Below are 14,200 nucleotides of genomic sequence, written 5' to 3'. Positions count from 1 at the left end.
AGTCATTCTCCCCAGTCTTCTTCTTCCTGTGGAGCCTCTTCCAGCGTTGGAGGTTGCAAAGCGACGACTTCTAATTCGCTGCCGCAATCCGGGCAGGTGGTTAGCTCGTGTAGCTCAACGTTTTCTTCTAACTCGACGATGGCGTCACACACGGGACATGTTGCCGGTTGTGTCATCATTCTCCCCTCTCTTTGTTTTAACTGATTGATTTGGACTGTTTGAAAATTAGCAGGAAAATAATAAAATATTATAAAAATGCAAATTATTATAAATTTAAAAGTAAGACGGAACATCATTCAGTAGATGATTCCTTGAGATAGAGAGCATAGCACGACGCATTAAAAAAGAAATTTTTTAATGAGGTTATAATTATACACTGGTTCTTGTTTTTGTTTTTAAATGTTTTTGTGGATTTTGTGTTTCCTTCATAAATTAAGATTCAATGATCCTGAGACCAGAACATAAAGATCACGCACAGAGGTGAGGCATGGAGCCGACTCCTTTATGTGGATGAGGGAGATCTCCGTGTGCGCGGGAATGACATGCAGGGTTGACTGAAAAGAGCGCCCCATGCGCAGGAATGATATTTGACAAAGGCGAGAGAACACCGGAACATTAAGAAGCAGGATTAATGCCATGCAAGAATTAACAAGGGAACAACAGGCCAAGCGTTATGAACGCATTAAATTAATCGTTAGCATAAGCGAATCCGTTTTAAGTTTTTTGCTGCTGGTTTTGTTTTTGACTACCGGCTATTCGGCCGAATTGCGCGACTGGACGCATCAGCTAACAGAAAATGCCTACCTGCGCTTTTTGCTTTTTATGGCGGTGGCGGGTTTCGGGCTTTCGCTGTTTACCTTTCCGTTTGAATTTTACAGCGGTTTTATTCTGGAACACCGCTACCAGCTTTCCAACCAGACTTTATGGGATTGGATAAAAGAAAAATTAAAAGAAAATCTGGTCGGCCTGGCGATCGGTTTGCCGCTGGCGCTGGCCTTTTACTTTTTACTGCTTAATTATCCGCAAAGCTGGTGGTTCTGGCTCAGTGTGGTGATCTTTTTATTCTCGGTTTTGCTGGGGCGACTGGCGCCGCAGTTGATTTTTCCTTTGTTTTACAAGTTTGAGCCCCTAAAAGACGATGAGCTTTTAAAGCGCATGGAGCGTCTGGCTAAAATCGGCAAGTTTGATCTGCAAGGCATTTTCCGTTTTAACATGAGCAAAGACACCAAAAAGGCTAATGCGGCTTTTACCGGACTGGGTAAATCGCGACGCATTATCATTGGCGACACTTTGCTGGAAAATTTTACGCATGATGAAATTGAGGCGGTTTTTGCCCATGAGGTGGGCCATTTTGTGCACAAACATCTGTACCGATTGATGGCCGCCGGAACGCTGCAAACCTTTGTCGGGTTTTATCTGGCCCATCTTATTTACTGGGATTTATTAACGCGCATGGGCTTTACCGGTCCCGCAGACCTGGCGGCTCTGCCATTGATTGCGATCATCCTTACTGTTTACATGCTGCTGGTTTCACCGCTGAGCAATGCCCTGAGCAGGCATTACGAACGGCAGGCCGATTTGTACGCCCTGCGGCACAGCAGCAATCCGCGGGCCTTTGCCAGCGCTTTGTTAAAATTGAGCGAGCAGAATTTAAGCGATAAACAACCCCATCCGCTGGTGGAGTTTTTCTTCCACTCCCATCCATCCATTCAAAAACGTGTGAAAATGGTGGAAGATTTTTTACAGGGAAAAAAGATTGAGCAAGTTTAATATAACGCGGCCGGCACATGGCTTCAGCAAGGCGCATTACGCTGGTGAGCGTTCACGTCCTTTTGTGCAAGTAAAAAAGGGTGGAAAATCCCGAGCGACCTGCCAGACTAAAAATTTATTCGATCAATAAAGCAGCGGCGATTATCTTAAACTGCCCACCTCCGATTCCACCGCTTCCAGAATTTCACCGGATTTGACCAGCGCTTTCATTTTGGTGTGATCGGGGTAGAGCGGCCGGTCTTCATCCAGATACGGCACATATTTACGAATGATTTTTTTAGCCGTTTGCACGCCTCTGCCAAACTGGTGCTGACGGAAATCGAGGGCCTGAGCGGCGGCCATAAATTCTATTCCCAGAATGCCGTAAGCGTTGTCCAGTATTTGAGCGTTTTTAATGGCTGTGTTCATGCCCATGGAGACAAAATCTTCCTGATCGGCTGCGGCGGGAATGGATTGAATAGCTGCCGGAACCGAAAGAATACGCTGTTCGACGATTAAGGAATCTGCCGTGTACTGGCTGAGCATCAAACCGGAAAACATGCCGGCGCCCTTTGTTAAAAACGGTGGAAGGCCCGCGCTTAACGCCGGGTTGTTCAGGCGGTTCATGCGCCGTTCGGACATGACGCTGACCATGGTAACAGCCGCGCCAGCCATGTCCATGGGTAACGCAACGGGCGTGCCCTGAAAATTAGCGCCGGTCAGGGTTAGCTCGTCTTCTACAAAAAAGACGGGGTTGTCGCCCACGCCGTTCAATTCGATTTCCACCTGAGTTCGAGCATACCGGATGGCGTCTCTGGCCGCGCCGATGACCTGCGGGGTGGAGCGCATGGAATAGGCATCCTGAACGCGCTGCTTAATTTTTCCGGAATAGAGGTCGCTGCCTTGCAAACACTGGCGAATGGCGCGAGCGCTGCGCACCGCGCCGTCAAATCCGCGCACTTTGTGCAGTCGTTCGTCGTAAGGCTTTAAATTGGCCAGCAGCGCTTCCAGAGACATGGCCGCGGCGATTTCTGCCTGACGCAGCCAGCGATCCATATCGTACAGGTGCAGGGCGCTCATGGCCGTTAACAGATTGGAGCCATTGATTGTGGCCAGCCCGTCTCTTGCCTTTAACCCGGGAATTTTAATGCCGGCCCGTTCCATGGCCGCTTTACCCGGCAAACGCTGCCCCTGGTAAAAGGCTTCTCCCTCGCCTAAAAGCAATAAGGCAATTTGCGACATGGGCGCCAGGTCGCCGCTGGCTCCCACGGAACCTTTTTGACAAACAACCGGCGTAACGCCCTTGTTTAACATCTCGATCAGCGTTAAAGTGATTTCCGGTCGAACGCCTGACCGACCGTTAGCGTGCACATTAATGCGTCCGGCCATGGCAGCGCGCACATATTCAATAGGCGCAGGCTCGCCAATGCCCGCTGCATGGTTGTAAATCAAATATTTCTGAAATTGTTCAACCTGTTCGTCGCTTAAAACAACCTCGGAAAATTCACCAATGCCCGTGTTGATGCCGTACATCACTTCACGGGCGGCGATTTTTTTCTCTAGCATGGCCCGGCAGGCCTTGATGCGCTCCAGGGCCTCTGGAGCCAGTTCAACCTTTTCGTTAAAACGGGCAATACGAACCAGTTTTTCAATGGTCAAAGATTTACCATCCAGTACAATAGCCATAATTTTTCCCTTCCATTGATTTTAAAGGAATTGGTCAGGCATAAATTACAAAGATTATTTTTTGCAATCCACCGTTCTAATAATTTTTGTCAATGGTTGCCAGGCGTTTGAGAAATAGAAATGAAAAAATATTCATGGACTGACAATAGAGTTTGGGCGAATTTTGGCGTTGATTAATGACCATTTCGTTTAATAAAATTGATTTTTATTCATTTAACGGTAAAAAGATTTTTTTTGCAATTTGAGTAAAAAAACTCAGAAAGTAAAAACAATAAACGCGGGGCAGTGGAAATAGTTCGAGCAAATGTCCTTTTCGAGGATGGATGGATTACAATTTAAAATTTATCCCGCCAGTGCGGTATGCCTGCCCTGAGCTTAACCGAAGAGGAGTAGTGAAGCGGGCAATTAAAGAGTGGGAGACATTCTTCGGAATAGCAGAAGCCTTTCTCCTCTGTCATTTCGACGAGCCCGTCCCACGGGCGAGGAGAAATTTTCTCAAAAAATGGCGAGGGAAAACAGTAAGGGCGAAGGATTTTCCTGAAAAATTCGCTTTGGCGAGCAGCAACCTTGGTACAAGTAAAACAAACATTAATTAAAAAAACGGCTAAGACAGCGTAGCCTCAACCAAAATCAACAGCAACGCGCGCAAAGTAATTTTCTCGCAGATTACGCCAATCATCGCAGAAAAAGATTAAACAAATTATTCTGAAACCAAAGTTCAGCAAACCGGCTCTATTTACGCCGGGGCTGTCCCAAAAGTAAATCAAGATGTATAAATATGCAGGTTTTTAAATATAATTTTATTGGTAAATGTGATACGAAATTATGGAAAAGGTAAAAGATTTCAACAAAAAAACATGAATAAAAACAAGATTTAAATTGGTTCTATTTATTGTCTTTAGCACATAAAATAACTTGCATTAATAACTTGAAAATATTAAATTTAAAATAAAAACCATGAAGCCAAAACGTTGTCGGAAAATCCCATTTAAAACTACCGATCAAAACCAACTTACTATTCTTCCGCCTTCATTAGATGAGCTCATAGACCCCAATCATATGGTTCGGTTTATCAATGCCATCATAGACAAGATGGATATTGATTTTTTAATTAAAGAATACAAAGGAGGCGGTCGGGCCGCGTATCATCCGCGGATGCTATTAAAAGTAGTCATTTATGCCTATACGCAGAAGATATTTACTTCGCGCCAGATAGCTAAGGCCTTAAGAGAGAATATTCATTTCATGTGGTTATCAGGGAACAGTCGTCCGGATTTTAGGACGATAAATCGTTTTCGTTCATCACGATTGAAGGGAAAAATAGAGGAAGTATTCACCTATGTAGTTGAGCAATTATTGGAGTTGGGCTATATCGAATTAAATGATCTTTTTATAGACGGGAGCAAATTTCAGGCGAATGCGAATAAATACAAGGCAGTCTGGAAGAAGAATGTAGACCGTTACCAGAGAGTACTTCAAGAGAAGCTAAAGGAATTACTAAAGAAGATAGATAACGAGAATGATTTAGAGAATCGTTTATACGGTAATAAAGATTTAGGAGAATTAGGAGAGGATGTTACTTTAAGCTCTCATCAGATTGAACAAATAGTTGATATATTGAATGAGCGGTTAAAAAAGGAACCGGACAATAAGGAATTAAAGAGAGCAAAAAATAAAATAGAGAAGGATTATTTACCGCGCCAACGTAAATATGAAAAGCAACGAAAGCTTCTAAATGGTAGGAATAGCTATAGCCAGACGGACCCGGATGCTACCTTTATGAGTAAGAAGCGGGATCATCATAATAATACGGATTTGCTTCCGAGTTATAATGTTCAGGTAGGAAGTGAGAATCAATTTATAGTGAATTATACGATAAATCAGAACGCGAATGATAGCGTATTATTAAAGCCCTTTATGGAGTCATACAAGCGTTGTTATGGTAGGCAACCAAATCGAGTAATAGGCGATGCAGGCTATGGAAGTGAGGAGAATTATGCATATTTGGAATCAGAAGGTGTAGAAGCTTATATCAAATACAGTAGTTATTACAAAGAGCAAAAGAAGTCATACAAAGAGAATCCTTTTTTGATAGATAACATGCGGTATGATCCTGAATTAGATCGCTATGAATGTCCTGCCGGTCGGTATTTAGAATATGTTGGAGAACAGGAAAATGTTACGTCGACGGGATTTAAAGTAAAGCATCGTATTTACCGTAGTGAGAGTTGTGAAGGCTGTGTATTGAAAGAGAAGTGCTATAAGGGCCAGACTGCGCGTGTTGTTAGAGTAAATGTCATGCTTAATGATTATAAAAAGCAGGTTCGTTCTCGATTGAATACGGAAGAAGGAAGAAAATTAATCAGCAAACGAGGTTCGGAGATAGAAACAATTTTTGGACAAATAAAGCATAATCTTGGAATAAGGGGCTTTTTATTAAGAGGATTAGATAAAGTAAAAACAGAATTTGGTATAATAGCAGTAGCGTATAATTTAAAAGGCTCTACTGGGATTTTTGTGAAAAACAAAAATAATCCTTAGATTGAGTTTATGAAAGATAAAGAATTATTTAAACAGATTTTGGGACTTTCGCATCCCTGGGAAGTGTCTAAAGTTGACTTAGATATTGCGAATGAGGAAGTAGAAATAGAGATTATCTATAAGTCAAAAAAAGGTTTTTGTCCCGAATGCGAAGTGGAATATGATATTTATGATCATCGCGAAAAACGTCGTTGGCGGCATTTGGATACATGCCAAATGAAGACCTATATTGTCTGCAAAGTACCCCGCATTAAATGCAAGGAACATGGAGTAAAAACGATCAAAGTACCTTGGGCAGAAAAGTCGAGTCGAACGACTTTATTATTTGAACGTTTTGCTATTGAGTTATTACTGGCCTCCAAAAACCAGAGCAAAACGGCGCAACTTTTACGGATCAGCTTTGATATGCTTCATCATATAATGAGCAAAGCAGTGGAACGCGGGCTATCACGCCGAACGGAAGAGGACATTAAATATATCGGGATAGATGAGAAGAGTATGAAAAGAGGTCATACTTATGTAAGCGTATTATCCGATAGTGAAAGAAGACGTGTAATAGATGTAAGTGAAGGCCGCACAACAAGCTCTGCCAGTTCGTTAATAAACAAGGGATTAACAGAGAAACAAAAGGAGGGCCTCAAAGCGGTCAGTATGGATATGTGGAAAGCTTTTATTAAAGCTGTTCAAAAGGAGCTTCCCAATGCTTCCATAGTGCATGACAAATTTCATATAATGAAGTATTTAAATGATGGAGTGGATAAAACCAGACGAGAGGAAGCCCGTAAATTACAAAAATCTAATGATAAAACCTTAGTGAAAAGTAAATATTTATTTTTAAAGAATCCGGAAAATATGACGGACAAGCAATTATCGCGTTTCAGAAAAATTCAAGAACTTAACCTTATCACTTCCCAGGCTTGGGCGGCCAAAGAGAACTTCAAAGAATTCTTTAGGAGTGAAACAATAAATGATGCGAAATTCTTTTTTGCGGAATGGTATCAGGATATTAAGGAACGTTCTTTAAATAAAATGATTAAAGTAGCAAAAATGCTCATTGCTCATTCAGATGGCTTATTAAACTATATAAGATATCAGATAGATAATTCAGTAGCCGAATGGTTGAACGGCAAGATACAGGAGATAAAAACAGTTGGTAGAGGCTTTAGAAAATTTGAAAATTTTAGGATAGCAATACTATTCTTTCTTGGTAAATTAGACCTTTTTCCACAGGAATCCCAGTAGAGCCATTTAAAAAAGATGTTTAATCAGATGAAAGAGTACGGTTTAGTTAACGAGATGTATAAGTATAGCGCTAACATCTTTTTTAATTTAAACCGGGCAAGCCAGTGTCAAAATTTAGGCCAAAAAAATACCATTTTAATATCGTTAGAGCAGTTTTTTATAGAAATTAAGGAAAAAATAGTTGTTAAATATTCATCTTGTCTCTTCAACGCCAAAATATGTTTTGTATAAAAATTTACTTTCATCGACTTTTGGGACAGCCCCGGCTGGGGGATGAGTTTTTAAAACAGCACAAAAATTTTCAAATTCCGCCCGGGCGGGATTAGATCTTTCAAAGAAAGTCTTCTAAACTCCTTCGCCCCTACAAAAACGCCTAAGCCACTAAAACCCTAAACCACTAAACCTCTAAACCCTTACACTCTAACACTCGCCCCCAATGGCACACTTTTTTGTAAATATTGAAATCGCCAATAAGCGAGGCTGGTACTCAGCACAAATAAAAGTAGCAGGTGGAGTAACTCCCGCACGATATCGGCAGGCCCTGCGTTCATGGCCGTTACGCGCTGCATGGCTAAAAAATAGGAAGTCGATGGCAGAAGCGTGCTTAAGTTTTTAAGCCACCAGGGCATGCTTTGCAGCGGCCAACTAAAACCAGAAAGTAGAAACAACGGATAACTGCTAAACACCAGTGTCTGTAAGGCTACAATCTTGCTCCTGAAAAAAGAGCCGATAATCATGCCCCACAGGGTAACATTCAATAAAAATAAAGCCGTCAAAAGCAAAAACGTGCCGTAGCGTCCATGAAACGGTAGATGCAGAACGCCGTAAATAACGCTGAAAAAGAAAAGGCTATAGGCCAGGTAAAGAGTAAAGTAAAAAATTCCTTTGCCCGCAAACATTAACAGGGTATTGTCCTTGCTTGTTTTTTGCCACTCTTCAAAGCTGTTTAATTCGAATTCCCGGGCTACGGACATGGCCAGGCCAAACAACAACGTTTGTTGTAAAATCAACGCCAGCACGCCGGGAATAAGAAAATCACCGTAACTTTGCCGCACATTAAAAAGATTGCGATCATCCACGCGCAGGGGCTGAATTTGTTCAGTAGCCTGATCAAAATTCAATCCCCTGGCCTGAAAATAACGGAGGCGCACCCCGGCAGCCAGAGTGGCCACTGTTTGCTGAACGGCGCGATTGATGTCGTTGGAAGGCAAAAAACGACTGGTGTTTAAATACACCTTGAGATGCGCCTGCCTGCCGCTTTTTAAAGTTTTAGAAAAATCCGCTGGAATCCAGATGGCGCCCTGCGTCTGCCAGTCTTCGATGGCGCTTTTAGCTTCTACCGCGTCCTGAGTAACGCGCACCACCAACAGGTTTTGACTGGCGTCCAGGCTGCGAATCAGTTTTCTGGAAAGCGCGCTGTTATCCTGATCGATAACAATGACCGGTATATCGGTTTCTACTTTGTGGACATAAACCGTTCCGTAGAACAGGGCGTAAAATAATGGAGAAACAAGCACGATGAGTAAAATGTCCACATCCTTAAAGAGGATGGCAACCTCTCTGCGCAAGGCCTGTAGCAGTTTTGTCTGTGAGATTTTCATGGCGTGGCCTCCAATTTTTTCATTCCCGTTGCTGTCATCTGCTTTTTCCGGAAAAACATCAACAGTAAGGTGCCGCCAAATCCAATAAGCAGAAAAAGAAAAAGAGCGCTTGCTTCCGGTAAAACGCCGTGCCAGCCCTCGCCCATGCTAAAAATTTTGAGATAGCCGGTCATAAAATGAGTAGAGGGCAGCAAGCTGGCGTAAAAGCGGTGCAGCCAGGGCATCGCTTCCAGCGGAAAGGTGTAGCCTGTAAAAATGAACGCCGGCGTGCTGATGAAGATGGCCGCTTCGGTTGCCAGCACGTTATTGCGAAAGAGACAGGAAATAAACATGCCTACAAAAAAAACGGACACCACAAACAGAAAAAGGTAAGCGAGAAGCAGAAAAAGAGAACCCTGGACGGGAATCTGAAAAATCGTGAAAACAATGCCTGTCAGCAGAAACACATTGCTTAAATGTAAAAATAAATGGGGCAGCGATTTTCCGACGACGATGTTCAGCATGTTTCCCTTAGATATGCGCCACAGCTCCCGCACGGTGCCTTCTTTAAGTTCGGAGCTAAAAACCAGTACCGAGGCGATTAACACCACCATTTGAAGCATGATGGGCAACAATCCGCCAACTAAATAGGTTTCATAATTGTAAAAGGGGTTGTACAGGGGCAGGGTTTCAATGGCAATGGGGTGCGCTCTTTCCAGCGCCTGAGCGGAACTGGCGCCGCCAGCCTGAAACTTTCTCATCTCCATTCCAATCGAAAGCGTTTGTAGCGTGGTCATGGCAGCCTTGTAGGCCACATTGCCCACAATAATATTAGCGGAATTTTTGAGAAAGACGACATGGGCGCTTTTGCCCGATTTAAGATCTTTCTCCAGATTTTCAGGAATGACAATAGCGGCCTGTAGTTTCCCCTTTTTAAAATCTTTTTCCACTGTTTGTAAGTCGTCATAGTAACCATACAGCGCAAAGGTCGGGCTGCTTTCCAGACTGCGCACAATGATGCGCGACAGGGTGGAGCGGTCGTGATCTATTACGCCCAGCGGCAACTCTCTTACAGCCTGACGTTCGTAAATGGGCGCCAGACTGAAAAAGACAACGAAAGGCATGACCAGAATCAAAGCCCAGAGTGTTTTTCTGGATTTGATCCTCTGCCATTCGCGCCGCATGATTGCTTTTATGATGGTAAATGACATGGCCTCCTCCAGATGCTCAATTAATCTCGTCAATTTTGAATTGCACCGTCATTCCTGCACGCAGTCCATCCACGGCCTTAACCGGCCGGGCGTGCACTTCAAAGGTTTTTAAATCAAAATCGCCTTTTTGATTGGTTGCTCGCCAGGTGGCATAGTCGCCCATGTCGGCCAGATAGGTAATCTTAAATTCTAACTCTTTTTTTAAGGCCGGTACAAAGCCTTTTACAATTTGTCCCTCTTTTATCCCGGCAAGTTGGTCCTCACGCAGATGAAAGACCGCCCAACTATCCGCAGGATCGATTAAGGTCACAATCGGGTAGCCGGCGGCAATGATTTCGCCGGCGTCTGCCACTAAAGTTTGCACCTGCCCGTCAATGGGACTGTACAAACGGGTTTCCTCTTTGTAGGCCAGCGCTTCACGATAGGCGCCTTCTGCCTGATGAAAAAGCGCCTCTGCGGCTTTAATCTGCTCCTGGCGCGCTCCCTTAAGCACCATTTGATATTTGGCCTGAGCGGCTTCCATCTGTTCTTTGGCCGCCCTGTATTTGAACTCGATTTCGTCCATGGTTTGCTGGGCGACCACGCTGTCTTTGTAAACCTTTTGCATGCGTTGATAGGTTTTGCGGGCAAACTCGAACTGATGTTTGGCCTGTAAATACAGTTTTTGCACGGCCTCTTTTTCTTCGGGACGCGCCCCATTAAGCGCCATTTCGTATTGGGCGCGGGCCGCTTCCATTACCGATTTAGCCTGCAATACTTTGGCGTCTATTTCCTTGCTCTGCAGGGTGGCCAGCAGCTGTCCTTTTTTAACCTGCTCTCCTTCCCGCACCAGCAATGAGTCGATTCGTCCTGGAATTTTGGAAGCAACGTCAATCTCTTTGGTCTCTACCATGCCCGTAACGATGACCTCGTGATGGGCAAAGGTATTGATTAAAATAAACAGCAGCGCAACCACAATAATGGTCAACGGCACAAACCACAGTAATTTATCCTTTAAGTTTTTCATGATTCGATTCCTCCATTATTTCCAGATTTCCTTGATTTTTGCCGGATTTCCAGCGGCGGCAAAGAGTTCAACCATGGACTGGTAGTAATCAAATAGCGATTGGTGGCGGGCAATTTGTTCTTTTTCCAGGATCAAATTGGCGTCGATTACATCCAGCGAAGTGCCCAGCCCCGCCTCGAAACGTTTTTGCTGCGAACGAAGATTTTCACGCGCCAGCGCAATGTCTGAAGCCAGTTGCAGATAGCGCGTTTCCGCATTACGCATCTGGCGGTAGGCCTTTTGCACCCATAAATCGATTTGTCGCTGCGTATGTGTTTTTAAAAGATGAACTTCTTTTTTCAGATGTCTGGCCTCCTGCAGCTTGTTGTAGTCTTTAAAACCATTGAAGAGGTTAATCTGTAAGCGAAATCCAACAGCCCAGCGCGGTTCGAGAATGGAAAGGTATTCGGGATACATTTCGTATTTACCAAAAGCGGCCACCTGCGGCAAAAACTCGGCGCGTTCTGCTGCAAATTTTTGCGCGGCAGACTGTTCTTTAAAAGAGAGCAGTTTTAAAACAGGTTGACCTTCTCTGGCCAGCCGTAAAAACGTTTCCAGCGAATCGTTCAATGCTTTGTAAACCAGCGAGTCGTTAATCACGATGGGCGTTTGGTCATCCAGGGCAAGACTGTGCCGCAGGGCAATTTCGGCCAGTTCCAGGTTATTTTGATCATCAAATAGGTTTCGTCTGGCCTCGGCCACGGCAACCCGTGCGCGCAGTACGTCGCTTTTGGAAATCAATCCCTGAGCAAACAATTTTTGGGCCTGGGTTTGATGGCGCAACATAGCCTGTAAAACATTCTGGCGCGTCTTGACCACTTCGTTCATTAAAACGACGGCCAGGTAGTTTTTTACGACCTGCTGGATGACGTCGTTTCTGGTTTTGTAAAGTTCCTGTTTGCTGGCCTGCAATTCAGACGAAGCAAATTTTTTAGCGGCAATCAGCTTTCCGCCTAAAAAAAGAGGCTGGACGCCCAATAAGGTTGCGCTTTTGTAATCCTGATCTTTGAATGCCAGGGCAAAAGGCGGTAGAGCCGCATCCAGAGCAAGGTAGGCCTGCTGCTGAACCCGAGCCAGTTCAGCGTCGGTTAACGGCCGACCGTTTAAGATCAGGCTTTGCAAATTGGCCATTTTTACCTGATCGCTGGTTTGAAGTTGTAAAAGGCCCTCGCGCAAAAAGTTTAAATCGATTTCCAATGGCTTGTTCAGGTGAGTGTAGCCGGCTTCTACTTTGACCTGTGGTAAAAAATTTCCCCAGGCTTCCAGATTGGCATGTTCTTTTTGGATGAGTCGTTCTTCCTGACGTTTGATGAGCTCATTGTTTTTTAAAGCCCGATCGATCGCTTCGTCCAGGGTCAGCGTCTGCGCCTGACCCAAATGTATTCCTGCGAAAAGCAAAAACAGTATGACGTAAGACAAATAGTTCCGTTTCATGGCACACCTCATTCCTTTATTAGTCCCTGTAACAGAATGGTTTTGATGGTTTGTTTAAAAGTTTCCGCATCGCCGCTCCGACGCAGCAGAATGGAATGCACCGCATTGATGATCATCGCAAACAGCGTACTGTAAACGATTTTTGCATCCAGCGGCAAAATTTCATTGCTGGCAATGGCTTGTTCCATGTGATTTTTAAAGCTGTGGAAATACTTTCCGGTCGCCTGTTCCATGGCTTGCAATACGGCGGGAATGCGCGCCAGATTGGACATCAGCACCATGGAAAAGGTGTCGGGATGCTGCACAAAATAGTCAATGGCCGTGTCGATGATGGTCTCCAGATAGTCCTTAAAGGATGAAGCTTGTCCGGCCTTTTCGTGCAGATGTTCAAAGGCCTGAACGCTTAAGTATTGAATGGTTTTTAGGTAAAGGTCTTCTTTGTTTTTAAAATAACGATAAAGCGTGCCCTTACCCACGCCGGCATCGCGGGCGATGGAATCCATGTCAGCCTCATGAAAATGGACGCGGGCAAAATAGCGGGCCGCGGCCTGCAAAATTTTATCCTGTCGTTCCTTTTGTAAAGGCGTCAATTCTCCGATCATGATTCGTTCCTTTTTTTGTAAAACTCTTCAGTTTCATAATTTGATACTGACCAGTCAGTCAAAGTTACAAAAAAATGAGCTTTTTGCAAATTTTTTTTTTTGAAAAAATTTAAATTTCATGTTTTCAGTTTGTGCCGGGCCTAAAAATTAATACTTTAAAAGATAGATTGCTTTTATTGGGGGATATGGTTTATCTTCCCCGGGGCGGGAATGGGGAATGACCGGCCGGTGAAAAAATAAATTTTGAACCAGGATTTTCTTGATTTTTGGATTACCATGATTTGCTTTTTAACTTTTTCATTAAATTTGCAGAATAAAGTCGCAAAGAGTGCATAAAATCGAGGCAATCCTGTAATCCTTTTAATCATAATTCAAAAACTACCTCCAAACTTCCAGGGTAGCAAAACCGCAACGCGCGCAAAGTAATTTTCTGGCAGATTACGCCAATAATCGCAGAAAATTATTTAACATTTAAGACGCAAGCTAAGGCAGCAAAGCCGCAACCAAAACTAACCGCAAAGAGCACAAAGAAGTCACAAAGTACGCAAAGAAAAAATAAAAATAATTATTCAACATGTAAGTAAAAAACTCATCATGCCGGCAAAATCGACGCCCCTTCTCTTTTTTAAAGAGAAAGGGCTGGGGGATGAGTTTTTAAAACAGCACAATAATTTTCGTATCCAGCCAGATGGGAATTCGAAATGACCGGCCGGTGAAAAAATAAATTTTGAACCAGGATTTTCTTGATTTTTGGATTACCATGATTTGCTTTTTTTGCTTTTTAACTTTTTCATTAAATTTGCAGAATAAAGTCGCATATAGTGCATAAAATCAAGGCAATCCTGTAATCCTTTTAATCAAGGTTCAAAAACCACCTTCGAACTCCCAGGGCAGCACATCCACAAACAACAACATTCCCGCAGGAATTTAAGCAACCACAGAGCACAGAGAGAAGCACAAAGGGCGCAAAGAATATATGAAATTAAAAATAATTTCAATTGCCTGTCACCCGCTTTCCAGGGATAAAAGCTCTGGGAAAAGGGGAAGCCCTGTCCGTTGGAAATTTTTCTCCGATGATGTTCAATATTTGCGTATTGGTAAATTTCTATT

The 14,200-nt window shown here is 43.6% G+C and carries 11 protein-coding genes and 1 pseudogene; 5 read left to right on the top strand and 7 right to left on the bottom strand.

Annotated features, from left to right (window positions below; translation table 11 throughout):
* Window positions 1-2: 2 nt before the first annotated feature.
* Window positions 3-179 (bottom strand): lysine biosynthesis protein LysW, encoded by a 177-nt coding sequence (gene lysW, locus Cabys_RS14680; protein ID WP_006926896.1) that lies wholly within the window; start codon window positions 177-179, stop codon window positions 3-5.
* 457 nt (window positions 180-636) lie between these two features.
* On the opposite strand from lysW, the gene Cabys_RS14675 reads away from it, so the two are divergent.
* Window positions 637-1,770: a M48 family metallopeptidase gene (locus tag Cabys_RS14675; RefSeq protein ID WP_006926895.1), complete on the top strand. Its 1,134-nt coding sequence runs from the start codon at window positions 637-639 to the stop codon at window positions 1,768-1,770.
* 141 nt (window positions 1,771-1,911) lie between these two features.
* On the opposite strand, the gene Cabys_RS14670 is transcribed toward Cabys_RS14675, so the two are convergent.
* Window positions 1,912-3,435 carry an HAL/PAL/TAL family ammonia-lyase gene (locus tag Cabys_RS14670; RefSeq protein WP_006926894.1) on the bottom strand — a complete coding sequence of 508 codons (1,524 nt, stop codon included), beginning with the start codon at window positions 3,433-3,435 and terminating at the stop codon, window positions 1,912-1,914.
* A 323-nt stretch (window positions 3,436-3,758) separates the two neighbouring features.
* Here Cabys_RS14670 and Cabys_RS14665 point away from each other — a divergent pair, with 323 nt between their 5' ends.
* The 4 genes and pseudogenes from Cabys_RS14665 to Cabys_RS20815 all read left to right on the top strand — a co-directional run.
* Entirely contained in the window at window positions 3,759-4,031 is a 273-nt protein-coding gene (locus Cabys_RS14665) for a hypothetical protein (protein ID WP_044280960.1), read from the top strand.
* A 361-nt stretch (window positions 4,032-4,392) separates the two neighbouring features.
* A complete protein-coding gene (locus tag Cabys_RS14660) occupies window positions 4,393-5,976 on the top strand; it encodes an IS1182 family transposase (RefSeq protein WP_006926893.1) in 1,584 nt (527 codons plus the stop codon).
* Between the two features lie 9 nt (window positions 5,977-5,985).
* Complete coding sequence (locus Cabys_RS14655) at window positions 5,986-7,218, top strand: ISL3 family transposase (RefSeq protein ID WP_071961294.1); 1,233 nt, start codon at window positions 5,986-5,988, stop codon at window positions 7,216-7,218.
* A 3-nt stretch (window positions 7,219-7,221) separates the two neighbouring features.
* A pseudogene (locus tag Cabys_RS20815) lies at window positions 7,222-7,449 on the top strand (IS1182 family transposase); the annotation flags it as partial.
* A 182-nt stretch (window positions 7,450-7,631) separates the two neighbouring features.
* Here Cabys_RS20815 and Cabys_RS14645 read toward each other — a convergent pair.
* Genes Cabys_RS14645 through Cabys_RS14625 form a run of 5 tightly spaced genes read right to left on the bottom strand, consistent with a single transcriptional unit; the run spans window position 7,632 to window position 13,090 of the window.
* Window positions 7,632-8,819 carry an ABC transporter permease gene (locus Cabys_RS14645; RefSeq protein ID WP_006926891.1) on the bottom strand — a complete coding sequence of 396 codons (1,188 nt, stop codon included), beginning with the start codon at window positions 8,817-8,819 and terminating at the stop codon, window positions 7,632-7,634.
* Window positions 8,816-10,009: an ABC transporter permease gene (locus tag Cabys_RS14640; protein ID WP_006926890.1), complete on the bottom strand. Its 1,194-nt coding sequence runs from the start codon at window positions 10,007-10,009 to the stop codon at window positions 8,816-8,818. The genes Cabys_RS14645 and Cabys_RS14640 overlap by 4 nt, the downstream gene beginning before the upstream one ends.
* Window positions 10,010-10,025: 16 nt before the next feature.
* Window positions 10,026-11,015: an HlyD family secretion protein gene (locus tag Cabys_RS14635; protein ID WP_006926889.1), complete on the bottom strand. Its 990-nt coding sequence runs from the start codon at window positions 11,013-11,015 to the stop codon at window positions 10,026-10,028.
* Between the two features lie 15 nt (window positions 11,016-11,030).
* The gene (locus Cabys_RS14630; RefSeq protein WP_006926888.1) at window positions 11,031-12,488 is read right to left on the bottom strand and encodes a TolC family protein; all 1,458 of its coding nucleotides are present in this window, start codon (window positions 12,486-12,488) and stop codon (window positions 11,031-11,033) included.
* 8 nt (window positions 12,489-12,496) lie between these two features.
* A complete protein-coding gene (locus Cabys_RS14625) occupies window positions 12,497-13,090 on the bottom strand; it encodes a TetR/AcrR family transcriptional regulator (protein WP_006926887.1) in 594 nt (197 codons plus the stop codon).
* Between the last annotated feature and the right edge of the window lie 1,110 nt (window positions 13,091-14,200).

This window comes from Caldithrix abyssi DSM 13497 (assembly GCF_001886815.1).
Taxonomy (GTDB): Bacteria; Calditrichota; Calditrichia; order Calditrichales; family Calditrichaceae; genus Caldithrix; species Caldithrix abyssi.
This window is presented reverse-complemented; position numbering and strand designations above follow the sequence as displayed.

Excerpts from the sequence above, each read along its gene's own strand:
- Cabys_RS14645 (WP_006926891.1), bottom strand. The coding sequence starts at position 8,819 with ATGAAAATCTCACAGACAAAACTGCTACAGGCCTTGCGCAGAGAGGTT.
- Cabys_RS14625 (WP_006926887.1), bottom strand. The coding sequence starts at position 13,090 with ATGATCGGAGAATTGACGCCTTTACAAAAGGAACGACAGGATAAAATT.
- Cabys_RS14640 (WP_006926890.1), bottom strand. The coding sequence starts at position 10,009 with ATGTCATTTACCATCATAAAAGCAATCATGCGGCGCGAATGGCAGAGG.
- Cabys_RS14665 (WP_044280960.1), top strand. The coding sequence starts at position 3,759 with ATGGATTACAATTTAAAATTTATCCCGCCAGTGCGGTATGCCTGCCCT.
- Cabys_RS14655 (WP_071961294.1), top strand. The coding sequence starts at position 5,986 with ATGAAAGATAAAGAATTATTTAAACAGATTTTGGGACTTTCGCATCCC.
- Cabys_RS14675 (WP_006926895.1), top strand. The coding sequence starts at position 637 with ATGCAAGAATTAACAAGGGAACAACAGGCCAAGCGTTATGAACGCATT.
- lysW (WP_006926896.1), bottom strand. The coding sequence starts at position 179 with ATGATGACACAACCGGCAACATGTCCCGTGTGTGACGCCATCGTCGAG.
- Cabys_RS14630 (WP_006926888.1), bottom strand. The coding sequence starts at position 12,488 with ATGAAACGGAACTATTTGTCTTACGTCATACTGTTTTTGCTTTTCGCA.
- Cabys_RS14660 (WP_006926893.1), top strand. The coding sequence starts at position 4,393 with ATGAAGCCAAAACGTTGTCGGAAAATCCCATTTAAAACTACCGATCAA.
- Cabys_RS14670 (WP_006926894.1), bottom strand. The coding sequence starts at position 3,435 with ATGGCTATTGTACTGGATGGTAAATCTTTGACCATTGAAAAACTGGTT.
- Cabys_RS14635 (WP_006926889.1), bottom strand. The coding sequence starts at position 11,015 with ATGAAAAACTTAAAGGATAAATTACTGTGGTTTGTGCCGTTGACCATT.